This is a genomic window from Streptomyces sp. NPDC048349 (genome assembly GCF_040651925.1).
GTDB lineage: Bacteria > Actinomycetota > Actinomycetes > Streptomycetales > Streptomycetaceae > Streptomyces.
The window spans coordinates 1-26,933 of the sequence record NZ_JBEZLA010000083.1 but is presented as its reverse complement, the minus strand read 5'-3'; the positions used below and the strand labels follow the sequence as shown (position 1 = coordinate 26,933).

Here is a 26,933-nt window from a genome sequence, read left to right as displayed (position 1 = left end):
ATCGCGAAGCGACGCGACGAAGGAGCGCCCTTGACAGGGCGGCCCGACCCGGAAGGACTATGGGACTGGCGGGAAACCCCCAAACCCTCCCTGATCGGCAGTGTGCGGAATCAGGCCCCCCGAAGCCACCGCCCCACCCACTCCCGCCACCCCTCCCGCCACCCCTCCCGCCACCACCCCCGCCAAGACCTCCACCGCCCTCGCGAAGGCCGAGTTGGGGGGTGCCGCGTACCCCACCACGAGGCCCTCGCGGGGTAGGGTCGGGTCCGCTCGGTGGTGGTAGGAGGAGAGGCCGTCCAAGGCCAGGCCCGCCCTTCGGGCCGCCGACAAGGTCGGGGCTTCGGTGCCCGGCGGGAGTTCCAGTACCGCGTGGAGCCCGGCCGAGATGCCGGTGATCCGGATGTCCGGGGTGCGGGCGGCCAGTACCGAAACCAGCTGGTCGCGGCGCTCCCGATAGCGCTTCCGCATCCGGCGGACGTGCCGGTCGTACGCGCCGCAGTCGATGAAGTCGGCCAGCGCCAGCTGGTCCAGCGCGCTCGCCCACGACTCCCGCTGCCCCTTCGCCGCCAGGACCTGGTCGATCAGCCGGTCCGGCAGCACCAGCCAGCCGAGCCGGAGCGCCGGCGAGAGGCTCTTGCTCAGCGAGCCCGCGTACACCACGTGTTCCGGGGCCAGGCCCTGCACGGCGCCGACCGGCTTGCGGTCGTAACGGAACTCCCCGTCGTAGTCGTCCTCCACGATCACACCGCCGGTCGCCCGGGCCCACTCCACGGCGGCGGCACGCCTCGCAGGCAGGAGGCGGGCCCCGGTCGGGAACTGGTGGGCCGGAGTGAGCAGCAACGTACGTGCCCGCGTCGGCAGTTCGGTCGTCCGCGCGCCGTCCTCGTCGACCGGGACGGGGTGCGGGCGCACCCCGGCGGCGTCCAGGATGCCGTGGTGGAAGGGGAGTCCGTACGCCTCGAGGGCCCAGTCCCGGGGCCGGATGGATGCCAGGAGCCGCAGCCCGTTGGCGAAGCCGGAGCACACCACGATGTTCTCCGGTCCGGTACGCACGCCCCGCGCCCGGGACAGGTAGGCGGCCAGTGCCCGCTGCAGCTCGGGCCGTCCGTGCGGATCGCCGGGGCCGAAGGCATCGGTGGGCGCCTCGGCGAGGGCCCGCCGGGCGCTGGCGGCCCACGGGCCCCGGGGGAAGGAGGCCGGGTCGGGCTTGCCCTGGAGCAGGTCGTAGCGGGGAGCCGCGGACGCGGCGGCCGGCCGGCCCGCGCCCACGGCCCCTCCCGCCATGCCGCCCGCCATCCCTCCCGCCATCCCTCCGGCGTCGCGTCCGCCGTTCGGCCCGGCGTCCCGCCCGGTATTTCCTTCGGCGGCACCCCGCCGGGCCCCTCGCCCCGCGGAGGGTTCCGCGGCCCCCTCGGCGACCCGGGTCCCGGAGCCCTGCCGGGCGGTGAGCCAGCCCTCGGCGACCAGTTCGGCGTAGGCGTCGGCGACGGCGTTGCGGGCCAGTCCGAGGTCGGCGGCCAGCGTCCGGTACGGCGGCAGCCGCGTCCCACCGGCCAGCCGCCCGCTGCGGACGGCGTGGCGCAGGGCCTGGGCGAGGGCGGTCCGCCGGGCCCCTCCCGCGGGGAGGTCGAGATGCAGATCGGCGCCCGTGCCGCTGTAGCGGCCCGCCTCGCCGCTGTCGGTGCCCGTGCCGCTGTCGCAGCCCGCCTCGCCGCTGTCGGTGCCCGTCCCGCCGTCGGCTTCCGTCATGCCTCGGCCTCCGGTGCGAAGACGGTGTGGGTGGCCGTCAGGAAGCGGCGGACGGTGTCCCTTTCGGTCGGGTCGAAGGAGTCCAGCACCGCCAGCACCCCGTCGATCAGCGGGCCGAAGAACTCCCGGCCCAGCCGGATCGCCTCCGGCTCCACGCGCAGCAGGACCCGGCGCCGGTCGCGGTCGTCGCGGACCCGGACCACGTGGCCGAGCCGTTCCAGCCGGTCGATCAGTGCGGTGGTGCCCGCCGAGTTGAGGCCGAGCCGGGTGCCGAGGAGGCCCGCCGTGGCGGCCTCGCCGGCGCGGGCCGCGTCCAACAGGCAGATCAGGGCGCGTACATCGGTGGGGTGCATGCCGTTGCGGGCGGCGAACTGCGCCTGGCGCAGGCCGAACTCTACGGTTACGGCCCGCAGCAAGTGCACCAGCTGCAGGTTCTCGGGTTCCCCGGGGCCGGGCGCCCGGCTCTCGGCTTCCTGGTCCTGGCTCACATCGCCTCCGTCTCCTAATATCTCTCGTTGAGCGAGATTATCGCCTGACGAGGCATTGGAGTCAGCCGTGTCCCCAACGCGTCTCTTCCGCACCACCACCCCCTCCTTCCGTACCCCCTCCCCCTCCTTCCGCGCCGCCTACGGCGCCGCCCTGGCCCAGTGGCCCGAACCCGTCGAGACGGCCGACCTGCCCACCCCGTACGGCCTCACCCGCGTCACCCTCTGCGGACCTGCCGGGGCCCCGCCGCTGGTGCTGCTGCCCGGCGGAGGGGCCACCTCCATGGTGTGGGGCGCCTGCGCCGCCGCCGGGCTCGCGCGCACCCACCGGGTCTGCGCCGTGGACCTGGTGGGGGACCCGGGGCTGAGCGTGCCGGAGCCCGGACGGGCGGTCCGGGCCGTCGGGGACCTCGTCGGATGGCTCGACGCGGTGATCGACGGGCTCGGCGTGGACGGCCCCGTCACCCTCGGCGGTCACTCCTACGGCGCCTGGATCGCCTCGCATTACGCGGTCGCCCGGCCCGCCCGGCTCGGCCGCCTGGTCCTGCTCGACCCGACCTTGGTCTTCGCGGGGCTCCGCCCCGGGTACGTGCTGCGCGCGCTGCCCATGCTGGTGCGGCCCACCCCCGGGCGGATCCGCTCCTTCCTCGCCTGGGAGAGCGGCGGAGCGGTGCTCGACCCGGCCTGGCTGCGGCTCCAGGACGAGACCGCCCGCTTTCCCGCGGCCCGGCCGGTCACCGGGCCGCGCCCGGACCTGACCGGGCTCGGTGAACTGCCCGTCCCCCCACGGGTCGACGTGCTGTTCGCCGGCAGCGCCCGCTGTCACGACGCCGACCGGGCGGCGCGGGCCGCGCGCCGGGCGCTCCCGGACGCGCGGGTCGACGTCCTGCCCGGGACCTCGCACCACGCGCTGCCGCTGACTGCGGCCGGGCACATCGCCCGGCTGGTCGCCGCCGGTTAGCCGGTGGAGGCCGCTCAGCCCTTGCGGGACAGGGCCTCGCGGACCGCTTCCTCGGACCGGGCCACCACGGCCGTGCCGTCCTCGGCGGTGATGATCGGGCGCTGGATCAACTTCGGGTGCGCGGCCAGGTGTGCGATCCACAGTGCCCGCGCCGCGTCGGTGTCCTCGCGCGGCAGGTCGCGTACGCCGGTGTCCTTGGCCAGCGGGTCCGAGGTGCGGGTGATGTCCCACGGCTCCAGCCCGAGACGGCCGAGCACCTCGCGGATCTCGTCCTCGGAGGGCACGTCCTCCAGGTAGCGGCGCACGGTGTAGTCGGCGCCCTCGGCGTCGAGCAGGGTCAGCGCGCTGCGGCACTTGGAACAGGCGGGATTGATCCAGATCTCCATGCCGTCCAGCCTATCGAGGGCGTCGCCGGGGGTCGTCGCAGTCCGTCGGAGGGCCGTCGCGGCCAGGGCTTTTGTCAGTGGTGCCCCGTAAAATCGAGGGAGAACGACAGGAAGCCAACTACCGTTTGGGAGGCTGTAGATGGCCACTGCCACCACCATTCAGCACGTCAAGAAGAAGCCACTGCCGGCGGGCCTGCCCCGCGAGTGGTACGAGAGCCACAACCGCCGTCTCAAGGCGATGCGCCTGGCGATATCCCTGCTCGACGCGGGGACGTACGACGCCCGGCGCGCCACCAACCGGAAGATCCGGACGATGGCCGTCCGGACGGGCATCCACCGGCCGTCCAACGTCACGTGCAAGATGGTGCGCGCGTTCATCCAGGCGGCGTGAGCGACCGCGACGACTGGGGAGGTGTCGGCCCGCCGGGGTGTGGTCCCGGCGGGCCGGCGTCACCGGCCGACCGGTGGCCGGGGGAGGGTCACTTCACTTCTCATCGAAGACGATCTCTTCGATCTGGCGCGTCATCCTCAGGGTGTGGCCGTTGATGACCTCGACCACGCGGTGCAGGCCGACCAACCCGTCGCGTTCCGACACGATGCGGAACTCGTCCCCGGCTCCGGCCAGGTAGGTGGGGAAGCAGTTCAGCAGCGGTTCCGAGGGCTTGAGGTCCAGGTATTCCTTCAGCCGGCGGAACAGCTTCGGGAGGATGACCGCTCCGTTCGCCGCCGTGATGGAGGACATGCCGGTGATCTTCGCGCCCTTCATGGTCACGTCGACCTCGTCGGCCCACAGCCCCTTCTTGGCCGCCCTCGCCGCCCGGGACGCAGTGGTGAGCTCCTCGCGCAGCTCCCGGGGGAAGCCCGCGTAGAACGTCGGGTAGGCCAGGCCGAGCGAGATCAGGTGGAAGTTGGCCGTCTTGCGCAGCAGGGCCTCGTCGACCCTGACCTCGTAACCGCTGCACGCGGGCGGGGCGCCGCGGCCGACCAGCGCCACGCAGCGACCGTAGATGTCGGAGCCCCGGGTGAGGATGAAGCCGGGCACGCTCTCGGGGATGGTGGCCACGGTCTCGTCCTCGTGGCGGTCGACGCTGGCGAAGCCGACCCACGCCAGCAGTTCGTTCGCAGCCCGGTGTGCGAAGTCCAGCGGTTGGTGCTGTTCCGGTCCGTAGGCGCCCTCGTAGTGGGTCTCCAGCGCGTCGACGGCCTCCAGCCGGACGCTGACGCGGCCGTCCGGTGCGGGCGCGATCGGTTCGCGCCCGGGCACCAGTTTCCAGTCGGCCAGGTTGTCCGGGATGAAGGGGATGGTGTCGCCGTCCGGCTTGGACCTGGGCGGTACCCGGAACGTGCCTTTGATCAGCAGCATGGACATGGTGTCTCCCACCGTCGTCATCACTGTGTGTGCTCGACGGTCACGTACGGTACAGGCGTCTTCGTGGTGGCGCGGTCATGCGGGGCCGTCCGGGGACAGCAACAGCAGGGCCACGTCGTCTCGCGGTCCGCCGTCCGTGAAGGCCACGAGGTCCTGCCAGACCGCCCCGACCAGGCCCGCCGGATCCCGGGCGACCACGGTCAGCCGTGTCGCCAGCGGGTAGAAGTGCCCCGTCGCGTCCCGGGCCTCGGTCACCCCGTCGGTGTGCAGCAGGAAGCGGTCCCCGGTGCGCACCGCCAGCTCCGTCACCGGTGGCGGGGCCGGTCCCGCGAGCCCCAGGCCCAGCGGCGGCCCCGGGTCCACGGCCACCTCCTCGACCGCCGGCCCGCGCAGGCGCAGGGCGGGCGGATGCCCGCACGAGACGATCCGTACGAGGTCCAGCCCGGGCGGGAACTCCAGCAGCAGGGCCGTCGCGAACAACTCGGGGTGCCCGTCGGGGGCGGCCGCCGCGTCCGACGCCAGCCGCCGGTCCAGCCGGGTCGCCACCGCCGCCAGGCCCGCGTCGTCGAGCACCCCCTCCCGGAAGGCGCCGAGCAGCGCCGCCACCGTGCCGACCGCCGCCAGTCCGTGGCCCTGTACGTCCGCGACCAGCGCCCGGACCCCGAACGGGCCGGCCCGCACGTCGTACAGGTCGCCGCCGACCAGGGTGCCGCGCTGCGCCGCCCGGTAGAGGCCCGAGCAACGCACCGCACCCACCCGTTCCGGGACCGGCGGGAGGACCGCCAGCTGCGCGGCCTCCGCCACCGTCCGTACGCTGACCAGCTGGGCGTCCCGGCGCCGCCGCACCCAGGCGATCACCACGCTCAGCAGCCCGACGGCCGCCACCGTGGCCAGGTCCGAGCCCTGGGGGGCGTGGGTGACACCGAGGCCGGGCACGCCGAGCAGCACGAGGACCAGAGCGGCGAAGAACGCGGTGCCGGCCGCTCCGTAAGCGAAGGCGGCCACCGGGGGCAGGCCCGCCAGGAAGTAGCCGAGTTCCACGTCGCCCGGAGTGAGCACCTGCGCGAGGACCAGCACCACGAGGGCCACCGCGGGCGCGAGCCGGGCCCAGCGCGGCGGTGGCTCCCCGCGCAGCCGGCCCCGCTCCTCGCGTCCGCGTCTCACCCCTCCACCCTGGTACGGGGGCCAGGCGCGCGCACCCCGGACCCGCCCGTCGGGTGGCCCGGCGCGGCCCGTACCAGGACAGTGGTGGCGTGACGGAAGACGATGCACCGGGCAAGGCCCCGACGTGGGCGCACATCGAGGCGCACGGCGGTGGCAGCGGCGACGGTTCGCCGAGTGCGGACATCAGTACGCGGCTGAACTGGCTGCGCGCGGGGGTGCTCGGAGCCAACGACGGGATCATCTCCACTGCCGGCCTGGTGGTCGGCGTGGCGGGGGCCACCACCTCGCGGGCGGCGATCCTGGCGGCGGGCGTGGCCGGGCTGCTCGCGGGCTCGCTGTCCATGGCGGCCGGGGAGTACGTGTCGGTCAGCTCGCAGCGGGACTCCGAACAGGCCGCGCTGGAGATGGAGCGCCGGGAGCTGGCCGAGGAGCCGGAGGCGGAGCTCGAGGAGCTCACCGGCCTGCTCACCGCGCGCGGGCTGAGCCGGGAGCTGGCCCGGGAGGCCGCCGAGCAGCTGACGGAACGGGACGCGCTGCGGGCCCACGCCCGGGTGGAGCTCGGGATCAACCCCGACGAGCTGGCCAACCCGTGGCACGCCGCCTTCGCCAGCTTCATCGCCTTCACGGTGGGGGCGCTGCTGCCGTTGCTGGCGATCGTCCTGCCCGGCCCGTCCGCCCGCGTCCCGGTCACGGCCGCGGCCGTCCTCGCCGCGCTCACCCTCTGCGGCGTGATCAGCGCCCGGCTGGGCGGCGCCCCTGCGCTCCGCGCGGTCCTGCGCAACGTGGCCGGCGGCGCCCTGGCCATGGCCGTCACCTACGCGGTGGGCACCTGGCTCGGCACCACAACCTGACCACCCCCGCCGCGGCGGGACCGGCCGGCCCCCCGGCCCCACCCCCGGCCCCCGGGCCCACGCCCGACCCTCAGGCCCCAGGCGCTGGCCCTGGCTCCAGCCCGGGCCCCCGGGCCGCTGCCGTTGGCCCTGGTTCCAGCCCCGGCCATGGGCGCCCGCCTGGCCCCCGGGCCGCTGCCGTCGGCCCTTGCTCCAGCCCGCCCGGCCCCCGGGCCGCAGGCGCCGGCCCTGGCTCCCCGCCCCCGAGGGCCGGCCCGGCCACGGGCGTCCGCCCCCGACCCCCGGGCCCGACCCCCGGCCCCCGCCCCCGGGCGCCCGCCCGGCCCCCGGGCGCCAGCCCGGCCCGCGGGCGCCAGCCCGGCCCGCGGCCCCGCCCGCCCCGCCCCTCGGCGGCGTGCCGGTGAGGCCGCGCGGCCGGGCCTCCCTCGCCCGCAGCGGCCCCGCCCGGGGCGCCGGCCGAGCCCCCCGCAGGCGCCCGGCGTGCCGGGCGAGGCCGCGGGGGCCCGCGCCCCGGGCCGGGGGTGCGGGCCCGCGGCCCGGGCGGGGGGTGCGGGCCCCGCGCCCCGGGCGGGGTCGCTGCGGGCCCGTCCCCGGGCGCAGCGGCCCAGGCCACCCCCCCGCCGAGCCCCCCGCAGGGGCCCCGCATCGGCGAGGATGGCCGCATGCGTATCGCGGTCACCGGTTCGACCGGACTCATCGGCAGCGCCCTCGTGCGGTCCCTCCGGGCGGACGGGCATGAGGTGGTGCGGTTCGTGCGCCGTCCGCCCGCCGCGGGCGACGAGGCGCGGTGGGACCCCGCCCGCGGCCACGTCGACCCCGCCGCTCTGGCCGGTTGCGCGGCCGTCGTGCACCTGGCCGGGGCCGGGATCGGCGAACACCGCTGGACCGCCGCGTACAAGAAGGAGATCCGGGACAGCCGGGTGCTCGGAACCGCCGCGATCGCCAAGGCGGCCGCGGCCCTCGACGAGCCGCCCGCCGTGCTCGTCAGCGGCTCGGCGGTCGGCTACTACGGGGACACCGGCGACCGGGTCGTCGACGAAGACGCCCCGGCGGGGCACGGTTTCCTGCCCTCCGTCTGCGTGGAATGGGAAGCCGCCGCGGAACCGGCCCGCGCGGCCGGGATCCGTACCGCCTTCGCCCGTACCGGCCTGGTCGTCGCCCGCGAGGGCGGGGCCTGGGGGAAGCTGTTCCCGTTGTTCCGCGCCGGCATCGGCGGGCGGCTCGGCAACGGCCGGCAGTACTGGTCGTACATCTCCCTCCACGACGAGATCGCCGCCCTGCGCCACATCATCGACACCCCCGGCCTCGCCGGCCCCGTCAACCTCACCGCCCCCGAGCCGCTGACCAACCGCCAGGTCACCGAGGCCATGGCCCGGGTGCTGCGCCGGCCGGCGCTGCTGCCGGTACCGGCGGTGGCCCTGCGCACCGTGCTCGGGGAGCTCGCCGAGGACGTGCTCGGCAGCCAGCGGGCCCGGCCCGCCCGGCTGCTGGAGTCCGGCTTCGTCTTCCGCCACCCCGGCATCGAGGACGCCCTCCGCGCCGCCCTGTAAGGCCCGTCGGGTCCGGCCGCGCGGGCTCGCCGACCCCGGCAGCCCCGGCAGCCCCGACCGGCATGCGACCAGCGTGCGACCGTTTGTGACCCGGATGCGACCGCCGTGCGACCGGAGTTGACCACAATCCCGCAATACCCCCGCCAACTCGGGTTCCCCTCGAGCCGGTTGGGGGAAGGAGGTCGAGACACAGCCGCGCCGACCTCGGGGAGGGGCACGTGCTCAGCAGCTCACACCATTCCGCACACCGTGCGGACGTCGTCATCGTAGGAGCCGGAGTCTCAGGACTCGCGGCCGCGCACCACCTGATCGCAGCGGGGGTCACGGTCACCGTCCTGGAGGCCGCGGGCGACTCCGGCGGCCGGATGGCCACCGTTTCGGCCGACGGGTTCCGGCTGGACCGGATCGGCCAGTTGCTCAACACCGCCTACCCGGAGCTCGAACGCACCCCGGGCCTGGCGGGCCTGACCCTGCGCAACTTCGCGCCGGGGGTCCTGGTCCACACCGAAGGAAAACAGCTCCGCGCCGGATCCCTCACGCCGGCCCGCGCCCTCGCCAGCGGCTCCCTCGACCAGGCACGGCTCAGCGCCGCACTCGGCCGGCTCGCCGCCCTGCCCGAGGAACGCCTGCTGGCCCGGCCCGAACGCACCGCCCTGGCCGCCCTGCGCTCCCGCGGCCTGCCACCGCGCACCGCGGCCGGAGTGCTCCGGCCGCTGCTCTCCACCCTGCTCCGCGACCCGGACCTCACCACCTCCAGCCGGGTCGCCGACCTGGCCCTGCGCACCTTCGCCCGCGGGCGCCTCGCCGTGCCGGAGGGGGGCACGGCGGCCCTGCCCGACCGCCTGGCCGCGGGCCTGCCGCCCGGCACCGTCCGCACCGGCGTCCGGGTCCGGTCGGTGGCCACCAACCTGGTCACCACCGAGGAGCACGGCGACTTCAGCTGCCGCTCCGTCCTCCTGGCCACCGGCGCCCGGGCCGCCGCCGAACTCCTGCCCGGTCTGCGCGTGCCCGACTTCCACGAGGTCACCGTCCTGCACCACGCCACCGCCGCACCGCTGCCCTGGGACGGCTCGCTGCTCCTGGACGGCGACCCCGCGTGGCCCGTCTCGCACACCGCCGTGATGAGCGCGGTCGACCCGACGCGGGCCCCGGCCGGCCGCAGCCTGGTCACCACCACCGTGCTCGGCCCGCCGCCCCCGGCGCGTACGGTCGCCTCCCGTCTCGCCCGGCTCTACGACACGTCCACCCGCGACTGGGAGGTCCTGGCCGTCCACCACACCCCGGAGGCCCTCCCCGCCATGCCCCCGCCCTACGACGTACGGCGCCCGGTGCGCGTCCTGGCCGGGCTGTACGTGTGCGGGGACCACCGCGACAGCAACACCGTCCAGGGCGCCCTGCACTCGGCGCGCCGCGCCACCAACGCGGTCCTGCGCGACTTCGGCATCCCGCTGCCGGCCACCCCGGAACCGGCCCTGCGGGTAGCGGCCTGAGACCGGTCGACGACGCCGGCGGGGCACCTCCAGCCCCGCCGGCGTCCGAGGCAGCCCCCGCCCGGAGCCCCCGCCCGGAGCCCCCGCCCGGAGCCCCCTCCCGGAGCCCCCGCCCGGAGCCCCCGCCCGGAGCCCCCGCCCGGGAGCCTCCGCCCGGAGCCCCAGCCGGGGCCCCCGGCCGGCCGCCCCGCGTCACGACAGCGCCGCGACCCGGTCCCGGTACGTCCGCACCGCGGACGCGTCCCGGTACGGCTCCAGCCGCCGCTCGAAGTCCCGTACGTACTCCACCGCCCGCACCGACCGCATCTCCATCGCCTGCTGCGCCGCCTCCGCCCCCAGCGCGCACGCCTGGTCCAGCTCGCCCAGCCCCAGCCGGGCCGTGGCCAGCACCACCCGGCAGAACAGGCGCGAGCGCGCGTACGCCGGAGCCCGCAGCTGGAGCGAGCGCTCCGCGTGCTGCGCCGAGGCCCGGTACTGCTGGAGATCCCGGTGGCAGTGCCCGAACTCGTCCGCCAGCTGAGCCTCGTCGAAGTACCGCGCCCAGTGCGGCACGTCGTCCCCCGGCCGGGCCGCGCCCAGCGCCCGCTCGGCCCGCACCAGCGAGGCCGTCGACGCCCGGACCTCGCCGAGGACCGCGTGCCCCCGGGCCTCCGCCGAGTGCAGCAGCGCCTGCACCACCGGCGGGGGACCCGAGCCGACGCCCTGCTGGGCGACCCGGGCCAGCTGCACCGCCTCCCGGCCGTGGCCCAGGTAGACCGCCTGCCGGCTCATGGTGACCAGCACGTACGAGCCGTACGGCCGGTCCCCGGCGGCCTGGGCGAGCCGCAGCGCCTGCACGAAGTACCGCTGGGCGAGACCGTGTGCGGCGATGTCGTACGAGGTCCAGCCCGCGAGCCGGGTCAGATCGGCGGCGGCCGAGAACAGCCGCCGCCCGGTGGTCTCCCCGTACGTCCCGCGGAGCATCGGCTCGGCCTCGTGTTCCAGGTACCGCACCAGGGCCTGCCGGGCGTGCCCGCCGCCGTAGGCGTGGTCCAGGGCGCGGAAGAGCTCGCTGACCGAGCGCAGGGCCGCGATGTCGCCGCCCGTCACCCGCTGCCCGGGTCCCCGGTCGATCTGCCGCTGCCGGGGCACGGAGGCCCGCCCCTGTACCGGGACCCGGGCGGCTGCCGGGTCTGCGCCCCGCCCCACGCGCTCGTCGGCCCGACCGATGAGCCAGTCCCGGCTGGGCACGACCAGCCCGGCCGGGGTGAAGGCGATCTTCCGAAGTTCGGCGTGGGATCCGGAGTCCTTGCGCCACAGGCCGCTGGCGATGTCCACGGCCTCCTCCGGGGTGGCGGCGAACTCCAGGCCCGCGTAGACGGGCGCGCAGGCGTCCAGACCCAGGTCCTGCGCGGAGAGCCGCCGGCCCAGGCGCCGGGTGAAGACCTCGGCGATCAGCGCCGGGGTGGTGCCGCGCGGCTGCTGCCCGCGCAGCCACCGCGTCACGGAGGTCTTGTCGTACCGCAGATCGAGACCGTGTTCCAGGCCCAGCTGATCGACGCGGCGGGCGAGCCCGGCGTTGGAGAACCCGGCTTCCGCGATCAGCGCCGCGAGCTGCCGGTTGGGGACGCGCTGGGCAGGTCGTTCCGTCATCGGCTCCACGGTCTCCTGACGTGACGGACCGGGGTCCCGGCCCTGTGAACGGCGTGAATGTAGCGGCGAACCTCGTCCACACCGCCCTCTCTGCCCCACATTCATCCGATCGTGTGCAGAACAGGACCTGGGGTGGACAGTGAGCTGTGGCCAGGAAGGATCGTTGACCGATTACTGACGCATCGAGATAGGTCAATACTGGATAGGTATAGCGTCGGCACCGTGCTGGATTTCAAAGCGGGACCCCCCGGCCACAAGGTCGGGGGTCTTCTGCTGTCCGGGCCAGTTTCCCGTTCTCTCAATCGTCATCGCTTGACCCCGGGGTCACAGGGTCGGGAGCATCGAACGCGGCACTACGCCGAACGGGAGAGGGGAACCGGAGCCATGAAGGTGACCAAGCTGATCAGCACCTGTGACCTGAAGGACTGCCCGACGATCTACGCCACCGACCGAGGTACGTTCCTCGTGCAGGGCGAGACGCCCGACGACCATGGGCTCAAGATTCCCGCTCACGAAACCCTCGTGGAGATCCCCGTCGAGCTGATCAAGAAGGCCATTGCCGATGGCCTCTTCTAGCACCCTCGCCGAACTCTTCGAGCGGTTCCAGCACGAAGCTTTCCGCCTGGAGACTCTGGACGACTACAGCGGCTCCGGGAACGTTGATGCCTACCGGGCCTTCCAGGACGGCCAGGAGCGGCCTGAGGGCTACAACGCCGGATGGGTCGAAGAACTCCGAGGACTCACGCACGAGGGCAAGCGGGTGTACCGCGTGCACGTCCTCAAGCGGCCTCTCACGGAGTACCTCCGATTCGAGCTGGGGTGGGGCTACCGGACGAACATGACCGGCGGGGAAGAGTTCTTCATCCTTGACGTTACGGACGCCCCGAACCCGCTCGACGCTGTTCCGGACTTCTGGCTCTTCGACTCCAAGGACACGGCCGTGATGCGGTACGACGGCGCCGGGGCGTACCTCGGCGCCGACGTTCTGCCACAGGACGAGGCTGCCGCCTATGTCGCCTACCGGGAAACGGCACTCGCCCACGCGGTGCCGTTCACCGACTGGTGGGCCAAGTACGGCGAGTGAACAAGGCACAGCTCGGGGCCGCGCTGCGGGCACTGCGAGAGGCATCGGGCAAGGAAGCCAAAGCAGTCGCCCGTAGCGCCCTCATGTCTCCGTCCAAGCTCTCCAAGATTGAGAACGCCAACCTCCTGCCGAGCGCCACGGACGTGGAGCGCATCCTGACCGCCATAGGCGTCTCTGACGCCATCAAGGCCGAGTACACGGAAGCTGCCCGCGCGGCGACCACTGAGGCCACCGCGTGGCGTCTCCTCAAGCGGGCCGGCATCCACAAGGGCCAGCAGGCGGCGAAGGCCCTGGAAGCTCAGATGGCCGTCCTGAGGCTGTTCCAGCCCGCTCTGGTACCCGGGTTGCTCCAGACGCCCGAATACATTCGCGCCGTCCTTCAGCGCCATGACCTGAGCGAGGACGCCCTCACGCGCACGATCAGCGGCAGGCTTGAACGTCAGGCGGTGCTGTTCGACAGCACGAAGAAGCTCCGCTTCGTCATCACCGAACCCGTCCTTCGGTGGCGGATCGTCCCGCCCCCGATGATGGCCGCGCAGCTCGACCGGATCGTCTCCATGTCCCGCCTCGCGCACGTAGACATCAGGGTCGTGCCGCTGTCCGCCCCGCAGACGGACATCGCCAATCACGCCTTCGTCGTCCGAGACGACCGCATGGTGACCGTTGAGACGGTGCACGCCGAGATAGTCGTCACGGATCCGCGCGACGTTGAAATGTACGTCCGGAAGTTCGAAGGATTCGAGAAAGCGGCGGTGTCCGGCGATGAAATGCGGAGCCTCGTTGAAGGCATCCGGGACGGGTTTTTGAGGGAACAGGAAACCGGCTAGGAACTGTCTCCGGCCCTGGTCACCATTGCTGCCGACGCAGCGAGGGTGACGTGAAGGGGTGCGGTGATGGCGGCAGCAACGACGGCACAGCAACAGGCAGCAAAGCTCTTCATGCCCCCGTGGCCGCAGCCTCCCGCCAGCTGCGCCAGGGGCCAGAAGTGGGACGAGGAGCGCTCTGCGGCGAAGGGCCCTCTGGCGGGGACCGCACCCCTCCCGGCCGCGAGCCGAGAGGAGGTGCAGCGATGACCGACCCCGGCGACAAGTCCGGCGACGGCGGCGGAGCGAAGTGGCCGCCCCCGCCCGCCGCGTAACCAGCCCCCAACCGTCGAGAGAGGGAATCTCACTGTGACGACCATGCTGGAATCACCCGTCGCCTTACGGCACGGGCGGGACCTCGTCAGTCCCGAGCTGTTCGAGAAGATCTCTGAGTTCTGCGCGGAGGAGTACGGACACGAGCTGTCCACCGCCCGGCGGATCGTGGACCAGGCCCTTGCCTTCCTCAAGGTCATGGGCGACACCCGCGCCTTCGACATGACCCCGTCGGACGCCGTTGACCCCGGGTGGCACTCGTTCGTCCTCCACACGCAGGCGTACGCCGCCTGGTGTGAGGAGCAGTTCGGGTTCTTCCTCGGTCACGAGCCCAAGGCCACCGTTCGTACCCGCCCCCTGATCGGGTCCGTGGCCGACCGCGTCAAGGCCGCCGGGTTCCACCTGGATGAGCGGCTGTGGGGGGCCGCGAAGGACTGCAACCCCCCGGCCTGCTGCGGCGACGGCGACGGCTGCTGATTCGCCCGAGAGATGAGCCCCGGGTGCGGCTAATGCGCCCGGGGCTCACCCATGAACAGAGGTTAGCCGCATGGCAGTTGTTGAGCCCTTGGCAGGGCAAAGCCGCGTCACCGTGTTCCGGATGTTCGGCACCGTGTACGGCTACGCCACCCACTCCTTGGACAGCCGGAACATCGGAGAAGTGGCGATCGTCGGTCCCCTGACACCTGGCGTCGAGTGGGGGCGGCTATGGGACACGGCCCGGAAGATGTGCAGGGAGACGGAAGGCCCTGCTGACCATGCGCGCTGGATCATGGCGCAGGCGAGCCGGTCGTTGGCGTGCGGCAGCGACGTGGTGGTGAAGCTGCCCGCCGGTACGTGGAAGGTCACCCCAGGGCGACGGGCTGAGCTTCACGGGTACTGCTACCGCGACCACCTGTGGACCGGGAACCTCACGGTCGAGGAGGTCACCCCGGAGCAGGTAGCGGCGTACGAGCCCATCTACAAGGTGTAGCTATGCCGAGTTGAGGATCGGCTGCGCGGAACTCCCCAAGTCACTGGCCCCGCCCGCCGGCCTCGCCGCGGGAACACCAACTCGAAGTAGGCCACCTCCTAACGTTAGGAGGTGGCCCCAGCGCCTAGAACGCAAGCATCACGTTCGGCCCCGTGATGGCAAGCTCTTGCACAACGGCCCACATCGCCCCTCAAGGACGGTAAGGCCGTCGCCTTCGAAAGGACGTGCCAGGGCACGGAAACTTCAACGTAGACAGACGGAAGTATCTGTCCGTTCAGCAAGGCCCTGCTCCCGCCCATGCCGTCCCCCGCCGTGGACGAGATGGCTCTTCCCGAGCTGCCTCGCGGCCCGGGACGACTTCGGGTACGCGTGGCGGCAGGTGCCCGCCACCGTGCGGCACGAGTGGAGCGCCCACGACCTACGGCACTGCTTCGCCTCGACATGTCTCCTGAACGGCCTGCCCCTCCCGGCCGTGTCCCACCGGCTCGGACACGCCTCCCTCACCCTTACTGCCGACACGGGCGCATGACGCCGGACTCCATGGTCCAGGCCGTGAACGTCTCGACGGGATCATGGGGCCGGCCGCGTAACGGCGACTCAGCACCGGTGATGACCCCGTGCTGAGATGTGCTGGCATTAGCACATGGAGCAGTCCATACGCGCAGGTCAAAGCCACACTCACTCGTTTGTGTGCAGAATCGGTAGGGCGCTTTACGGACCGACCCCCTCCCCCCGCGTACGCTGCGCCCATGACCCGCCGGCCCCATCGGGCGCACCTTCCCGAGGAGCGTCCCGAATCCACCGCCCCCCTGACGCCGCCCGAGCTGACCGAGGCGGAGTGCCGGCGGTGCGGCACCTACATCGCGGGGCTGGACGGCCGGTACGCGTGCGGGGTGTGCGGCTGGGTCAACGACCACTCGGAGGGCCACCGGAGGCTGCCGCGGGCGGACGAGGACCCGGACCGCCCGCCGAAGGGCCGACGCCGGCCGAAGCAGCTGCCGTGGCCCCCGCCGGGGCCTGCGGAGGGGCCGCCGTACCCTTGCTGAGTGCGATACGTGCACACAGCAGGTTCAACGAGGAGGCGCTGCGGTGGCTGAGCTTGGGTTTGTCCATCTGGGCTTCGGACCGGAATCCGTCGAGTACACCCGGGCCTGGGAAGAGCAGCGCCGGGTGCACGCCGCCCGTTTCGCGGACGAGATCGAGGACACCTGCCTGCTGCTGGAGCACCTGCCGGTCTACACCGCAGGCCGGCGTACCGACCCCAGCGAGCGCCCGCTCGACGGCACGCCCGTCGTCGACGTGGACCGCGGCGGCAAGATCACCTGGCACGGCCCTGGCCAGCTGGTCGGCTACCCGATCATGAAGCTGCCCCGACCGGTGGACGTGGTCGCCCACGTGCGCCGCCTGGAGGAGGCGCTGATCCGCACCGCCGCCGAGTTCGGTCTGGAGACCACCCGGGTGGAGGGCCGCAGCGGCGTGTGGGTGCTCGGTGACCCGGTGGAGGACCGCCCCATGATCGGCGGGCTCTCCCTCGACCTGGACCCGCGGCTGCACGACGAGGAGTTCGACCCCCGGCTGAACGGCCCCGAGTACGCCCCGTCCAACGCCGGCCAGCGCCGCGAGGACCGCAAGCTCGCCGCCATCGGCATCCGCGTCGCCAAGGGCGTCACGATGCACGGCTTCGCGATCAACGTGAACCCGGACAACACCTGGTTCGACCGGATCGTGCCCTGCGGCATCCGCGACGCGGGTGTGACCTCGCTCTCGTACGAACTGGGCCGCGAGATCACCATCGCCGAGGTGCTGCCGGTCGTCGAGCGGCACCTGAAGGACGTACTGGAGCACGCGGAGCTCAAGCCGCGCGAGACGGAGCCCGCCGCGGGTTAGGCCCCCGGCGGCCGCGAGGCGGCTGCCGGGGAATGCCTCCGGCGCCTCGCAGGTTGGCCGACGTAAGAGCGTACGAAATTACGGGCGTACCCTGGTGGGCGCCCGAACAATCGAAGTCACAGGGAGCCGGTCGTGTCCGCAGTCGCACCCGACGGACGCAAGATGCTGCGCCTGGAGGTCCGCAACAGCCAGACCCCCATCGAGCGCAAGCCCGAGTGGATCAAGACCCGGGCGAAGATGGGCCCCGAGTACACCAAGATGCAGGCCCTGGTGAAGGGCGAAGGACTGCACACGGTGTGCCAGGAAGCCGGCTGTCCGAACATCTACGAGTGCTGGGAAGACCGCGAGGCCACCTTCCTCATCGGCGGCGACCAGTGCACCCGGCGCTGTGACTTCTGCCAGATCGACACGGGCAAGCCCGAGGCCCTGGACCGTGACGAGCCGCGCCGCGTGGGCGAGTCCGTGGTCACCATGGACCTCAACTACGCCACCATCACCGGCGTCGCGCGCGACGACCTGGCCGACGGCGGTGCCTGGCTGTACGCGGAGACCGTGCGCCAGATCCACCAGCAGACCGCGGGCCGCGAGGCCGGGCACACCAAGGTCGAGCTGCTGGCCCCCGACTTCAACGCGGTTCCGGAGCTGCTGGAGGAGGTCTTCGCCTCCCGTCCCGAGGTCTTCGCGCACAACGTCGAGACGGTGCCGCGGATCTTCAAGCGGATCCGCCCCGGCTTCCGCTACGAGCGCTCGCTCGAGGTGATCACCAAGGCGCGCGCCTACGGCCTGGTCACGAAGTCGAACCTGATCCTCGGCATGGGCGAGGAGCGCGAGGAGGTCTCGCAGGCCCTGAAGGACCTGCACGAGGCCGGCTGCGAGCTCATCACCATCACCCAGTACCTGCGGCCCTCGCCGCGGCACCACCCCGTGGAGCGCTGGGTGAAGCCGGCCGAGTTCGTGGAGCTGGCGAAGGAGGCCGAGGAGATCGGCTTCTCCGGCGTGATGTCCGGCCCGCTGGTCCGGTCCTCGTACCGGGCGGGACGTCTGTACACCCAGGCGATGCAGAAGCGTGCGGCGTCCGTGTGAACTCGCGCACAAACTCCTACTAGGCAGTAACACCGCATTGGCGCGGCCCCTAGGCTCTTTTCCAGGAAAGAGTTCCGGTGGGCCGCGTCAATGTTTCGAAAACGTTTGACCGGCTGGTCATGCGCTGGTAACACCAATCAGTGACGATGGGTCCACGCACCGCACACACCGCACACGCACCGAACACCCCGCATGCAGACGTGAGCACCGTGAAAGGGATCGACATCATGCAGGCCGCGCCCGTACGCGCCATCGCCATCCCGACTCTCTCCGACGCCTTCCGCGGCATCGAGTCGCTGCTCATGAGCGGCGCCCGGCGCAACGCCTGGACGGCCGTGCTGGAAGACCGCCGCAGGGCCCAGGACCGGGTCGAAACCGAACACGTACTTGAGGCCGCGGCGACCCGGGCCCCGCAGGCCACGTAAACTTCGCTCTATGGCGAGGAAGTCAAACGCAGAGACTGCTGCGAACCCCGGGCGACTGAAGCAGATCGCCCTGACGTACAAGATGACGCGCAAGGCCGACCCGAAGGTCGGTCTGATCGTCGCGGGCGTGGGAATCGTCACCTTCGGTGTCTTTCTTGCGATCGGCTTCCTGATCGACCACCCGGTCTACCTGGGCATCCTGGGCTTCCTGGTGGCGTTCCTCGCGATGGCGATCGTCTTCGGGCGACGGGCCGAGCGGGCTGCCTTCGGGCAGATGGAGGGCCAGCCGGGAGCGGCCGCGGCCGTGCTGGACAACGTGGGCCGGGGCTGGACGACCACTCCCGCCGTCGCGATGACCCGGCAGCAGGACATCGTCCACCGGGCCGTCGGCAAGGCCGGCGTCGTGCTGATCGCCGAGGGCAACCCGAACCGGGTGAAGCCGCTGCTCGCGAACGAGAAGAAGAAGCTGGCCCGGATCATGCCGGACGTGCCGGTGCACGACTTCATCGTGGGCACGGGCGAGGGCGAGGTGCCCCTCAAGAAGGTGCGCACCACCCTGCTCAAGCTGCCCCGCGTGCTGGCCGGCCCGCAGATCACCCAGGTCAACGACAAGCTGCGGGCCATGGGTGACCTGATGTCCAACATGCCGCTGCCGAAGGGCCCGATGCCCAAGGGCATGCGGATGCCGCGCGGCGGGAAGATGCGCTGACCCGCTGAGCTGATTTTCGTATACGAAACAGGGCGCCCCCCGAGCCGGCCACCGGCTCGGGGGGCGCCCCCGTTCGTTCCGTCCCGCGCGTTCTAGATGCGGACCTGGACGGCGCGCGCCAGCCGGTCGTGCAGGCCGCGGCCGTCGCGGTCCCAGATCAGCGCCGGGATGACCAGGGCCAGCAGCAGCGTGCGCAGCAGCACCCGGGCGATGCCCAGGCGGCCGCCCTCCTCCGCGATCACCCGCAGACCTGCGATCCGCTTACCGGGGGTGAAACCGACGGTGCCCACCGTTAGGATGCTCAGGGCCAGGAAGAGCCCGAGCGTCCAGTTGCCCGCCGCGCCGAGGTCGCCGCCCGTGATCAGCCCGTAGGCGATCACCTGGCAGCCCGCCCAGTCGAGGACGACGGCCCCCAGACGGCGGCCGAACCGCGCCACCGAGCCGGACCCGTGCTGCGGCAGGCCGAGCCGCTGGCCGGGGTAGCCGAAGTCGACGCCCATCTCCTCGGCGGCCGCGCGAGGGCCGGAGAGCCACGATCCGATTGCTTGCCTGTTGTCCACCCGACCACCGTACCGGTGCGGCTTTGCGACCCTCGGCCGGGACCCTGGTTAACTTGTGCGAAACAAATGGGTCATGCTGGAGAAATCCCGTCTGCCTATGGTCGGGTCAGCGTGCGGCACCGCACTGACGCACCACGAGCTATAAAGCCCGTCCCTCCCCCGGGGACCGGGAGTAGGAGGAGTTGGATGTTCCAGAACGCCGACGAAGTGAAGCAGTACATCGAGGAGAACGACGTCAAGTTCGTCGACGTCCGCTTCTGCGACCTGCCTGGTGTGATGCAGCACTTCACCATCCCGGCTCGGGCATTCGACCCGGCGGAGGAGCTCGCCTTCGACGGCTCCTCCATCCGCGGCTTCCAGGCGATCCACGAGTCCGACATGGCGCTGCGCGCCGACATCACCACCGCGCGCCTGGACCCGTTCCGCAAGGACAAGACGCTCAACATCAACTTCTTCATCCACGACCCGATCACGGGTGAGGCCTACAGCCGCGACCCGCGCAACATCGCGAAGAAGGCCGAGGCGTACCTCGCCTCCACCGGCATCGCCGACACCGCGTTCTTCGGCCCCGAGGCCGAGTTCTACGTGTTCGACAGCGTGCGCTTCGCCACCTCCGCGAACGAGGGCTTCTACCACATCGACTCCGAGGCCGGCGCCTGGAACACCGGTTCCGAGGAGAACAACCGCGGCTACAAGGTCCGCTACAAGGGCGGCTACTTCCCGGTCGCCCCGGTCGACCACTTCGCCGACCTGCGCGCCGAGATCTCCCTCGAGCTGGACGCCCAGGGCCTCCAGGTCGAGCGCCAGCACCACGAGGTCGGCACCGGTGGCCAGGCCGAGATCAACTACAAGTTCAACACGCTGCTGGCCGCGGCCGACGACCTGATGCTCTTCAAGTACATCGTGAAGAACGTCGCCTGGAAGAACGGCAAGACCGCGACCTTCATGCCGAAGCCGATCTTCGGTGACAACGGCTCGGGCATGCACGTGCACCAGTCGCTGTGGGCCAACGGCGACCCGCTGTTCTACGACGAGGCCGGCTACGCGGGCCTGTCGGACACCGCCCGCTACTACATCGGCGGCATCCTCAAGCACGCCCCGTCGCTGCTGGCCTTCACCAACCCGACGGTGAACTCCTACCACCGCCTGGTGCCGGGCTTCGAGGCTCCGGTCAACATGGTGTACTCGCAGCGCAACCGCTCCGCCGCCATGCGCATCCCGATCACGGGCTCGAACCCGAAGGCCAAGCGCGTCGAGTTCCGCGCGCCGGACCCGTCCTCGAACCCGTACCTCGCCTTCTCGGCGCTGCTCCTCGCGGGCCTCGACGGCATCAAGAACAAGATCGAGCCGATGGAGCCGATCGACAAGGACCTCTACGAGCTCTCGCCCGACGAGCACGCGAGCGTCCCGCAGGTCCCGACCAGCCTCGAGGACGTCCTCAAGGCCCTGGAGGAGGACCACGAGTACCTCCTGGCCGGCGGTGTCTTCACCCCGGACCTGATCGAGACCTGGATCGACTACAAGCGCACGCACGAGATCGCCCCGATCGCGCAGCGTCCGCACCCGCACGAGTTCGAGCTGTACTTCGACCTGTAAAAAGCCTGGTGAAAGGCCCCCCGCCGCACTCCGTGGAGTGCGGCGGGGGGCCTTTCTGCTTTGACAGGTCGACGGGGCCGGGCCAGGGTGGAAATGACCCTAAAGGCCCGATAAGCGAGACATTGTGCGGGAGGTGCATGAAGATGCGCCGTAGGATCGTTGCGGCAGCCATGGCGGGCGCCGCCGGAGTCGCCATCGGCCTGATGCCGGTCGGCACGGCCTCGGCCACTTCCGCCGGCGGCGGAGGCGGTTGGTGGAGGTGCTCGGAAGAGCGCTGGAGCGACTGGCGCTGGGACGAGTGCTGCAACCGGGACTGGCGGGACCGCCCGAGCTGGTGCTGGGACGACGGCGGAGTCGGCGGCAACGGGGGCGACGGCCGGTACCACCGTTACGACTGGGGCAACTGGAACGACTCCCACTGGAACTGGAACTGGAACGACTCCGGTCGTGGCGGTGACGGGAACTGGAACTGGAACGACGGCCGCGGCGGTAACGGCGACTGGGGCAACGGCCGCGGCGGCGACGGCGGCGGTGACTGGGGCAACGGCCGCGGCGGCGACGGCGGCGGTGACTGGGGCAACGGCGACTGGGGCGGCGGTCGCGGCGGCGACGGCGGCGACGGTGGCAACGGCAACTGGGGTGGCGGCCACTGAGGCCGGCCGCCGGAGCCGGGACCTCCGGCCCGACCCGATGCCCTTGTTCCGCTGGGCTCAGCGGAACAAGGGCATCGCGCCCGTGAGGTCCCGCAGGCAGCGCAGCGCGAGCTGCGTGGGGGAGCCGGGCCCGGAGAGCGGGGCGTCCGTGGTCGACCACAGCTCCAGCGAGATCCGGATGGCGTCCGTCGCCGCCGCGGCCAGCAGGCGGACGTCCAGGGGGTCGGCATCCGGGCCGGCCAGTCGGGCGATCACCGGGACCAGGCGCTCCTCGGAGTCCTGGTTCACGCGGTACCAGACCGCCCGCAGGGCGTCGTCGCCTTCCGCCGCGCGCAGCAGTCCGCGGGTCACCTCCAGGCCCTCCTCGACCGCCTGGGGTTCGCTCAGCGTCCGCGTGACGGCGCGCTCCAGGGCTTCGGCGAGCGGCGTGCCGGGATCCTCCTCCGCGAGCAGGGCGCGCCAGGCGTCGCCGCCGACCGCGAGCAGGGGGGCCACCGCCTCCTGCTTGTTGCGGAAGTAGCGGTAGAACGTACGCAGCGCCACGCCCGCGCGGTGGGCGATGTCCTCGGCGGTGGTGCCGTCCGGGCCGTGCTCGGCGAAGAGTTCGCAGGCCGCTCGGGCGATGTCGAGCTGTGTGGCGGCCTTGCGGCGCTCGGTCAGCGACTGGGCTCCGGGGCCGGCCTGCGGAGAGTACGGACGAGGGGATCTCACGCACTGAGCGTACCTCTCGCAAGCAACACGACTTGCACTCTTTGTCACCCTGGCAAACCGTGTCATCGCTTCGGTACGCTCACCCCATGAACCGTTACGAAGGACGTCGCGTCCTCATCACCGGCGGCGGCTCCGGCATCGGCCGGGCCACTGTCCACCGGATCCTCGCCGAGGGCGGCCGGGTGCACACGGTCGACGTGAGCGAGGCCGGTCTCAAGGCCACCGCCGACACGGCCGCGGCCGACGGCCACCAGGACCGCCTCACCACCGCCGTACTGGACATATCCGACGAGAACGCGGTCAAGGAGGGCGTGGCCGCCGCGGTCGGCGCCCTCGGCGGGATCGACGTGCTCGTCAACGCCGCCGGCATCCTGCGCTCCGCGCACACCCACCAGACCACGCTCGACCTGTGGAACCAGGTCATCGGGGTCAACCTGACCGGCACCTTCCTCATGATCCGCGAGTCGCTCCCGGCGCTGCTGGCGGGCGACCAGCCGGTCGTGGTGAACTTCAGCTCCACCTCGGCGTCCTTCGCCCACCCCTACATGTCCGCCTACGCGGCCAGCAAGGGCGGCATCCAGTCCATGACCCACGCGCTGGCGGCCGAGTACAGCAAGCAGGGCCTGCGCTTCGTGTCCGTCGCGCCCGGCTCCATCGAGAGCGGCATGACCACCGGCAACGGCCCCGGCCTGCCCGAGGACACCGACTGGTCCCTGTTCGCCAAGCTCGCCCCGGCCATCGGCCAGGGCTTCGCCGGCCCGCAGACCGTGGCGGGCGTCGTCGCGATGCTGGGCTCCGAGGACGGCGCGTTCATCACCGGCACGGAGATCCGCATCGACGGCGGTACGCACTACTAGGCGGTACACACCACTCGGCGGTACGCACCACTCGGCGGTACGCACCACTCGGCGGTACGCACCACTCGGCGGTACGCGCACCACCAGGGGGGCACGCAGGCACGCGCCAAGGCCCGCCGGGCACCGGCCTCGCGAGGGGCGTCAGCCCCGGAAGCGGTCCCAGAGCCGGGGGAAGCGCTCCGCGAGCACGGCTTCGTTCTCGAAGTCCAGCGGGGTGCCCTCCGGCTCGGCCGGCTGTAGGGGGATGCCCAGGTCCGGGGCCACCGACCCGGTCAGCTGCTCGTACGCCTCGTCGGCCGCGTACCCCAGCTCCTCGCCGTCGCCGTCGATCTCCTCGTCGAACTCGCCCAGCAGCTCCGCGAGCTGGTCGGGATCGTGCACCCCGCCCTCGAAGACCTCGCGGCCCTGGCCGATCAGCCAGCAGCGGAAGTAGTCGAAGGCGTCGTCGCTCGCCCCGTCGAGCAGCACCCACGCCGCCCCCCACAGGTCCCAGGTGTAGGCCCGGTTGTACCGCGACTCGAAGTGCCGGGCGAAGTCCAGGACGGAGTCGGGGTCGAGCTGGCCCAGCCGCTCCACGAGCAGCTCGGCGTGTTCCTCGGGGTCGCCGTCGGCGGCCTCGCGGGTACGGTCGACGATCTCCCAGAACTCCGTCTCGTCCATCACCGCTCCAGCATCACGGGTTCGCCCCCGCGCCGCCACCGCGCGTACGGCGAAAGGCCGGTGTCCGACCCTTTCGGGGTGGACACCGGCCTTTCACGCCCGGTCACGCGGCTCAGAGGCCGTAGCGCTCCCGGGCCTCCTTGACGGAGGACGCCGGTACCTCGCCGCGGCGGGCGAGCTGGGCCAGCGCGGCCACCACGATCGACTGGGCGTCGACGCCGAAGTGGCGGCGGGCGCCCTCACGGGTGTCGGACAGGCCGAAGCCGTCCGTGCCGAGCGAGGTGTAGTCCTGCTCGACCCACTGGCTGATCTGGTCCGGGACCTGGCGCATCCAGTCGGACACGGCCAGGACCGGGCCCGCGGCACCTTCCAGCGCGCGGGTGACGTACGGGGTGCGCACCTCGCCGCGCAGCAGCGCCTCGTCGCACTCCAGCGCGTCGCGGCGCAGCTCGCCCCAGGAGGTGGCGGACCAGACGTCCGCGGCCACGTTCCAGTCGGCGGCGAGCAGCTGCTGCGCCTCCAGCACCCAGTGGATCGCCGTGCCCGAGGCCATCAGCTGGACCTTGGGGGCGTCCGCGGCCGGGGCCGCCTCCGCCAGGTCCGCCGCCGTGTTGAAGCGGTAGAGGCCCTTGAGGATGCCCTCTTCCACGCCCTCGGGCATGGCCGGCTGGACCTTCGGCTCGTTGTAGACCGTCAGGTAGTAGAAGACGTCTTCCGGCTTCTCGCCGTACATCCGGCGCAGACCGTCCTTGACGATCACCGCGATCTCGTACGCGAAGGCCGGGTCGTAGTTGAGCGACGCCGGGTTCGTGGACGCGATCAGGTGCGAGTGGCCGTCCGCGTGCTGGAGGCCCTCACCGGTCAGCGTGGTGCGGCCGGCGGTGGCGCCGACGATGAAGCCCTTGCCGAGCTGGTCGGCGAGCTGCCACATCTGGTCGGCGGTGCGCTGCCAGCCGAACATCGAGTAGAAGATGTAGAACGGGATCATCGGCTCGCCGTGCGTCGCGTACGACGTGCAGGCGGCGATGAAGTCGGCCATGGCGCCGGCCTCGGTGATCCCCTCGTTGAGGATCTGGCCGTCCTTGGCTTCCTTGTAGTACATGAGCTGGTCGCGGTCGACCGGCTCGTACGTCTGGCCCAGCGGCGAGTAGATGCCGGCCGAGGGGAAGAGGGACTCCATACCGAAGGTACGGGCCTCGTCGGGGACGATCGGCACCCAGCGCTTGCCGGTCTCCTTGTCCCGCATCAGGTCCTTGACCAGGCGGACGAAGGCCATGGTGGTGGCCATCTCCTGCTTGCCGGAGCCCTTGAGCAGCGGGGCGAAGGAGCGCTCGGCCGGGGCGGGCAGGGCCACGTGGTGGACCTTGCGGGCCGGGGCCGGGCCGCCGAGGGCCGCGCGGCGCTCGTTCAGGTACTGCACCTCGGGGCTGTTCGCGCCCGGGTGGCCGTACGGGACCTGGCCGTCCTCGAAGGCGCTGTCCGGGATGGGGAGGCCAAGGAGGTCGCGCATGTCCTTGAACTCGTCGATCGTCAGCTTCTTCATCTGGTGGTTCGCGTTCTTCGACTCGAACCCGGCGCCCAGCGTGTAGCCCTTGACGGTCTGCGCGAGGATGACCGTCGGCGCGCCCTTGTGCTCCAGGGCGGCCTTGTAGGCGGCGTAGACCTTGCGGGGCTCGTGGCCGCCGCGCGAGCTGTGGAAGCACTCGGCGATCTTCGCGTCGGAGAGCACGCCGGCCAGCTGCACGAGCTCGGCGTTGACGCCGAAGAAGTGCTGGCGGATGTAGGCCACGTCGCGGGTCGCGTACGTCTGGAACTGCGCGTCCGGTACCTCGCGCAGGCGGCGTACCAGGGCGCCCGTGGTGTCGAGCTGGAACAGCTCGTCCCAGGCGGAGCCCCACAGCGACTTGATGACGTTCCAGCCGGCGCCGCGGAACTGGGCCTCCAGCTCCTGGACCACGCGGAAGTTGGCGCGGACCGGGCCGTCGAGGCGCTGCAGGTTGCAGTTGATGACGAAGGTCAGGTTGTCGAGCTGCTCGCGGGAGGCGAGGGCCAGGGCGGCGGTCGACTCGGGCTCGTCCATCTCGCCGTCGCCCAGGAAGGCCCAGACGTGCGAGTTCGCGGTGTCCTTGATGCTGCGGTTCTGCAGGTAGCGGTTGAAGCGCGCCTGGTAGATCGCGGAGAGCGGGCCGAGGCCCATGGACACCGTCGGGAACTCCCACAGCCACGGCAGGCGCCGCGGGTGCGGGTAGGACGGCAGGCCGTTGCCGCCGGACTCCTGACGGAAGTTGTCGAGCTGCTGCTCGGAGATGCGTCCGTCGAGGAAGGCACGGGCGTAGATGCCGGGGGAGGCGTGGCCCTGGATGTAGAGCTGGTCGCCCGATCCGTCGGCCTCCTTCCCGCGGAAGAAGTGCTGGAAGCCGGTCTCGTACAGCCACGCGGCGGAGGCGAAGGTGGCGATGTGGCCGCCGACGCCGTACTTGGAGCCGCGGGTCACCATGGCGGCCGCGTTCCAGCGGTTCCAGGCGGTGATCTTGGCTTCCATCGCCTCGTCACCCGGGAAGTCGGGCTCGGCGGCGGTGGGGATGGTGTTGACGTAGTCCGTCTCCAGCAGCTTCGGCAGGGCGAGGCCGGCGGCTTCGGCGTGCTGGAGGGTGCGGCGGAGCAGGTATTCGGCGCGGCGCGTACCGGCGGCCTGGGCGACGGCGTCGAGGGAGGCCGCCCATTCGGCGGTCTCCTCGGTGTCGCGGTCCGGGAGCTGGTCGAGCTCGCTCGGAAGCTTTCCTACGGGGTCGGACATCGGTGTGCGCCGCCTTCCGGACAAAGGAGAGGTGGTGAAAATATCCCTGACGGGCAGGACAGGGTCGGCGGGCCTGGTTGAGGCCCTGATGCGGGACAAGGAGACCGGCAAGCGCTGGGTGCCGATCGTCCCCGACGAGGCCCGTACCTTCGGTATGGAGTCCCTCTT

At 72.1% G+C, this 26,933-nt stretch carries 30 protein-coding genes; 20 read left to right on the top strand and 10 right to left on the bottom strand.

Annotated elements, in window-relative coordinates; genetic code table 11:
- Positions 1–57: 57 nt before the first annotated feature.
- Both AB0D44_RS31005 and AB0D44_RS31000 read right to left on the bottom strand, forming a co-directional pair.
- Positions 58–1,749 (bottom strand): PLP-dependent aminotransferase family protein, encoded by a 1,692-nt coding sequence (locus AB0D44_RS31005; RefSeq protein ID WP_362597134.1) that lies wholly within the window; start codon positions 1,747–1,749, stop codon positions 58–60.
- The gene (locus AB0D44_RS31000) at positions 1,746–2,237 is read right to left on the bottom strand and encodes a MarR family transcriptional regulator (RefSeq protein ID WP_362597131.1); all 492 of its coding nucleotides are present in this window, start codon (positions 2,235–2,237) and stop codon (positions 1,746–1,748) included. Before AB0D44_RS31000 ends, AB0D44_RS31005 begins: the two co-directional genes overlap by 4 nt.
- Positions 2,238–2,304: 67 nt before the next feature.
- Between AB0D44_RS31000 and AB0D44_RS30995 the strand changes: the two genes are divergently transcribed.
- Positions 2,305–3,195: an alpha/beta hydrolase gene (locus tag AB0D44_RS30995; RefSeq protein WP_362597128.1), complete on the top strand. Its 891-nt coding sequence runs from the start codon at positions 2,305–2,307 to the stop codon at positions 3,193–3,195.
- 14 nt (positions 3,196–3,209) lie between these two features.
- Here AB0D44_RS30995 and AB0D44_RS30990 read toward each other — a convergent pair whose 3' ends face one another.
- Positions 3,210–3,581 carry an ArsC/Spx/MgsR family protein gene (locus AB0D44_RS30990; protein WP_362597126.1) on the bottom strand — a complete coding sequence of 124 codons (372 nt, stop codon included), beginning with the start codon at positions 3,579–3,581 and terminating at the stop codon, positions 3,210–3,212.
- Between the two features lie 139 nt (positions 3,582–3,720).
- Between AB0D44_RS30990 and AB0D44_RS30985 the strand changes: the two genes are divergently transcribed.
- Positions 3,721–3,972: a hypothetical protein gene (locus tag AB0D44_RS30985; RefSeq protein WP_362597123.1), complete on the top strand. Its 252-nt coding sequence runs from the start codon at positions 3,721–3,723 to the stop codon at positions 3,970–3,972.
- A gap of 93 nt (positions 3,973–4,065) precedes the next feature.
- On the opposite strand, the gene AB0D44_RS30980 is transcribed toward AB0D44_RS30985, so the two are convergent.
- Both AB0D44_RS30980 and AB0D44_RS30975 read right to left on the bottom strand, forming a co-directional pair.
- Complete coding sequence (locus AB0D44_RS30980; RefSeq protein ID WP_362597120.1) at positions 4,066–4,950, bottom strand: thermonuclease family protein; 885 nt, start codon at positions 4,948–4,950, stop codon at positions 4,066–4,068.
- Between the two features lie 75 nt (positions 4,951–5,025).
- Positions 5,026–6,114, bottom strand: a complete 1,089-nt coding sequence (locus tag AB0D44_RS30975; protein ID WP_362597117.1) for a PP2C family protein-serine/threonine phosphatase — start codon at positions 6,112–6,114, stop codon at positions 5,026–5,028.
- A gap of 134 nt (positions 6,115–6,248) precedes the next feature.
- Here AB0D44_RS30975 and AB0D44_RS30970 point away from each other — a divergent pair, with 134 nt between their 5' ends.
- The 3 genes from AB0D44_RS30970 (at position 6,249) to AB0D44_RS30960 (ending at position 10,005) form a co-directional block, all read left to right on the top strand.
- The gene (locus AB0D44_RS30970) at positions 6,249–6,965 is read left to right on the top strand and encodes a VIT family protein (protein ID WP_362597139.1); all 717 of its coding nucleotides are present in this window, start codon (positions 6,249–6,251) and stop codon (positions 6,963–6,965) included.
- Between the two features lie 662 nt (positions 6,966–7,627).
- The gene (locus AB0D44_RS30965; RefSeq protein ID WP_362597114.1) at positions 7,628–8,515 is read left to right on the top strand and encodes a TIGR01777 family oxidoreductase; all 888 of its coding nucleotides are present in this window, start codon (positions 7,628–7,630) and stop codon (positions 8,513–8,515) included.
- A 218-nt stretch (positions 8,516–8,733) separates the two neighbouring features.
- Positions 8,734–10,005, top strand: coding sequence for an FAD-dependent oxidoreductase (locus AB0D44_RS30960; protein WP_362597111.1), 1,272 nt, complete (start codon positions 8,734–8,736; stop codon positions 10,003–10,005).
- Positions 10,006–10,197: 192 nt separating this feature from the next.
- On the opposite strand, the gene AB0D44_RS30955 is transcribed toward AB0D44_RS30960, so the two are convergent.
- Positions 10,198–11,637, bottom strand: coding sequence for a regulator (locus AB0D44_RS30955; RefSeq protein ID WP_362597108.1), 1,440 nt, complete (start codon positions 11,635–11,637; stop codon positions 10,198–10,200).
- Between the two features lie 384 nt (positions 11,638–12,021).
- On the opposite strand from AB0D44_RS30955, the gene AB0D44_RS30950 reads away from it, so the two are divergent.
- The 11 genes from AB0D44_RS30950 (at position 12,022) to AB0D44_RS30900 (ending at position 18,931) form a co-directional block, all read left to right on the top strand.
- Positions 12,022–12,213, top strand: a complete 192-nt coding sequence (locus tag AB0D44_RS30950; protein WP_362597106.1) for a hypothetical protein — start codon at positions 12,022–12,024, stop codon at positions 12,211–12,213.
- Entirely contained in the window at positions 12,200–12,721 is a 522-nt protein-coding gene (locus AB0D44_RS30945) for a DUF6879 family protein (RefSeq protein ID WP_362597103.1), read from the top strand. Before AB0D44_RS30950 ends, AB0D44_RS30945 begins: the two co-directional genes overlap by 14 nt.
- Entirely contained in the window at positions 12,718–13,548 is an 831-nt protein-coding gene (locus AB0D44_RS30940; RefSeq protein WP_362597100.1) for a helix-turn-helix transcriptional regulator, read from the top strand. Before AB0D44_RS30945 ends, AB0D44_RS30940 begins: the two co-directional genes overlap by 4 nt.
- 354 nt (positions 13,549–13,902) lie before the next feature.
- Positions 13,903–14,334: a hypothetical protein gene (locus tag AB0D44_RS30935; RefSeq protein ID WP_362597097.1), complete on the top strand. Its 432-nt coding sequence runs from the start codon at positions 13,903–13,905 to the stop codon at positions 14,332–14,334.
- Positions 14,335–14,404: 70 nt separating this feature from the next.
- On the top strand, positions 14,405–14,827 hold the full coding sequence (locus AB0D44_RS30930; RefSeq protein WP_362597094.1) for a hypothetical protein: 423 nt from the start codon (positions 14,405–14,407) through the stop codon (positions 14,825–14,827).
- 379 nt (positions 14,828–15,206) lie between these two features.
- On the top strand, positions 15,207–15,356 hold the full coding sequence (locus AB0D44_RS30925; protein ID WP_362597091.1) for a tyrosine-type recombinase/integrase: 150 nt from the start codon (positions 15,207–15,209) through the stop codon (positions 15,354–15,356).
- A gap of 220 nt (positions 15,357–15,576) precedes the next feature.
- Complete coding sequence (locus AB0D44_RS30920; RefSeq protein ID WP_362597088.1) at positions 15,577–15,873, top strand: hypothetical protein; 297 nt, start codon at positions 15,577–15,579, stop codon at positions 15,871–15,873.
- Positions 15,874–15,916: 43 nt separating this feature from the next.
- Complete coding sequence (gene lipB, locus AB0D44_RS30915; RefSeq protein WP_362597085.1) at positions 15,917–16,714, top strand: lipoyl(octanoyl) transferase LipB; 798 nt, start codon at positions 15,917–15,919, stop codon at positions 16,712–16,714.
- A gap of 132 nt (positions 16,715–16,846) precedes the next feature.
- Positions 16,847–17,797: a lipoyl synthase gene (gene lipA, locus AB0D44_RS30910; protein ID WP_362597082.1), complete on the top strand. Its 951-nt coding sequence runs from the start codon at positions 16,847–16,849 to the stop codon at positions 17,795–17,797.
- Between the two features lie 227 nt (positions 17,798–18,024).
- Complete coding sequence (locus AB0D44_RS30905; protein WP_362597137.1) at positions 18,025–18,222, top strand: hypothetical protein; 198 nt, start codon at positions 18,025–18,027, stop codon at positions 18,220–18,222.
- Between the two features lie 10 nt (positions 18,223–18,232).
- Entirely contained in the window at positions 18,233–18,931 is a 699-nt protein-coding gene (locus AB0D44_RS30900) for a DUF4191 domain-containing protein (protein ID WP_362597079.1), read from the top strand.
- A 92-nt stretch (positions 18,932–19,023) separates the two neighbouring features.
- Here the strand turns inward: AB0D44_RS30900 and AB0D44_RS30895 are convergent, their stop codons facing one another.
- Positions 19,024–19,491 carry an RDD family protein gene (locus tag AB0D44_RS30895; protein WP_362597076.1) on the bottom strand — a complete coding sequence of 156 codons (468 nt, stop codon included), beginning with the start codon at positions 19,489–19,491 and terminating at the stop codon, positions 19,024–19,026.
- Positions 19,492–19,677: 186 nt separating this feature from the next.
- Between AB0D44_RS30895 and glnA the strand changes: the two genes are divergently transcribed.
- Both glnA and AB0D44_RS30885 read left to right on the top strand, forming a co-directional pair.
- On the top strand, positions 19,678–21,087 hold the full coding sequence (gene glnA / locus AB0D44_RS30890) for a type I glutamate--ammonia ligase (protein ID WP_362597073.1): 1,410 nt from the start codon (positions 19,678–19,680) through the stop codon (positions 21,085–21,087).
- A gap of 143 nt (positions 21,088–21,230) precedes the next feature.
- Positions 21,231–21,740: a hypothetical protein gene (locus AB0D44_RS30885; protein ID WP_362597070.1), complete on the top strand. Its 510-nt coding sequence runs from the start codon at positions 21,231–21,233 to the stop codon at positions 21,738–21,740.
- 57 nt (positions 21,741–21,797) lie between these two features.
- Here AB0D44_RS30885 and AB0D44_RS30880 read toward each other — a convergent pair whose 3' ends face one another.
- The gene (locus AB0D44_RS30880; RefSeq protein WP_362597067.1) at positions 21,798–22,451 is read right to left on the bottom strand and encodes a TetR family transcriptional regulator; all 654 of its coding nucleotides are present in this window, start codon (positions 22,449–22,451) and stop codon (positions 21,798–21,800) included.
- Between the two features lie 86 nt (positions 22,452–22,537).
- Here AB0D44_RS30880 and AB0D44_RS30875 point away from each other — a divergent pair, with 86 nt between their 5' ends.
- Positions 22,538–23,308 carry an SDR family oxidoreductase gene (locus AB0D44_RS30875; protein WP_362597065.1) on the top strand — a complete coding sequence of 257 codons (771 nt, stop codon included), beginning with the start codon at positions 22,538–22,540 and terminating at the stop codon, positions 23,306–23,308.
- Positions 23,309–23,449: 141 nt separating this feature from the next.
- On the opposite strand, the gene AB0D44_RS30870 is transcribed toward AB0D44_RS30875, so the two are convergent.
- Both AB0D44_RS30870 and aceE read right to left on the bottom strand, forming a co-directional pair.
- Positions 23,450–23,968, bottom strand: coding sequence for a DUF4240 domain-containing protein (locus tag AB0D44_RS30870; protein ID WP_362597062.1), 519 nt, complete (start codon positions 23,966–23,968; stop codon positions 23,450–23,452).
- 112 nt (positions 23,969–24,080) lie between these two features.
- Positions 24,081–26,765, bottom strand: a complete 2,685-nt coding sequence (aceE, locus tag AB0D44_RS30865) for a pyruvate dehydrogenase (acetyl-transferring), homodimeric type (protein WP_362597059.1) — start codon at positions 26,763–26,765, stop codon at positions 24,081–24,083.
- Between aceE and AB0D44_RS30860 the strand changes: the two genes are divergently transcribed.
- A partial coding sequence (locus tag AB0D44_RS30860; RefSeq protein WP_362597057.1) for a hypothetical protein occupies positions 26,707–26,933 on the top strand: 227 nt, incomplete at its 3' end. The genes aceE and AB0D44_RS30860 overlap by 59 nt on opposite strands.

What these genes read in the sequence shown, in the direction of transcription:
- AB0D44_RS30930 (WP_362597094.1), top strand. Translation starts at nt 14,405, where the DNA reads ATGGCAGTTGTTGAGCCCTTGGCAGGGCAAAGCCGCGTCACCGTGTTC.
- AB0D44_RS30905 (WP_362597137.1), top strand. Translation starts at nt 18,025, where the DNA reads ATGCAGGCCGCGCCCGTACGCGCCATCGCCATCCCGACTCTCTCCGAC.
- AB0D44_RS30950 (WP_362597106.1), top strand. Translation starts at nt 12,022, where the DNA reads ATGAAGGTGACCAAGCTGATCAGCACCTGTGACCTGAAGGACTGCCCG.
- glnA (WP_362597073.1), top strand. Translation starts at nt 19,678, where the DNA reads ATGTTCCAGAACGCCGACGAAGTGAAGCAGTACATCGAGGAGAACGAC.
- AB0D44_RS30980 (WP_362597120.1), bottom strand. Translation starts at nt 4,950, where the DNA reads ATGTCCATGCTGCTGATCAAAGGCACGTTCCGGGTACCGCCCAGGTCC.
- AB0D44_RS30875 (WP_362597065.1), top strand. Translation starts at nt 22,538, where the DNA reads ATGAACCGTTACGAAGGACGTCGCGTCCTCATCACCGGCGGCGGCTCC.
- AB0D44_RS30900 (WP_362597079.1), top strand. Translation starts at nt 18,233, where the DNA reads ATGGCGAGGAAGTCAAACGCAGAGACTGCTGCGAACCCCGGGCGACTG.
- AB0D44_RS30885 (WP_362597070.1), top strand. Translation starts at nt 21,231, where the DNA reads ATGCGCCGTAGGATCGTTGCGGCAGCCATGGCGGGCGCCGCCGGAGTC.
- AB0D44_RS30920 (WP_362597088.1), top strand. Translation starts at nt 15,577, where the DNA reads ATGACCCGCCGGCCCCATCGGGCGCACCTTCCCGAGGAGCGTCCCGAA.
- AB0D44_RS30955 (WP_362597108.1), bottom strand. Translation starts at nt 11,637, where the DNA reads ATGACGGAACGACCTGCCCAGCGCGTCCCCAACCGGCAGCTCGCGGCG.
- AB0D44_RS31005 (WP_362597134.1), bottom strand. Translation starts at nt 1,749, where the DNA reads ATGACGGAAGCCGACGGCGGGACGGGCACCGACAGCGGCGAGGCGGGC.
- AB0D44_RS30945 (WP_362597103.1), top strand. Translation starts at nt 12,200, where the DNA reads ATGGCCTCTTCTAGCACCCTCGCCGAACTCTTCGAGCGGTTCCAGCAC.
- aceE (WP_362597059.1), bottom strand. Translation starts at nt 26,765, where the DNA reads ATGTCCGACCCCGTAGGAAAGCTTCCGAGCGAGCTCGACCAGCTCCCG.
- AB0D44_RS30990 (WP_362597126.1), bottom strand. Translation starts at nt 3,581, where the DNA reads ATGGAGATCTGGATCAATCCCGCCTGTTCCAAGTGCCGCAGCGCGCTG.
- AB0D44_RS30935 (WP_362597097.1), top strand. Translation starts at nt 13,903, where the DNA reads ATGCTGGAATCACCCGTCGCCTTACGGCACGGGCGGGACCTCGTCAGT.
- AB0D44_RS30870 (WP_362597062.1), bottom strand. Translation starts at nt 23,968, where the DNA reads ATGGACGAGACGGAGTTCTGGGAGATCGTCGACCGTACCCGCGAGGCC.
- AB0D44_RS30965 (WP_362597114.1), top strand. Translation starts at nt 7,628, where the DNA reads ATGCGTATCGCGGTCACCGGTTCGACCGGACTCATCGGCAGCGCCCTC.
- AB0D44_RS30985 (WP_362597123.1), top strand. Translation starts at nt 3,721, where the DNA reads ATGGCCACTGCCACCACCATTCAGCACGTCAAGAAGAAGCCACTGCCG.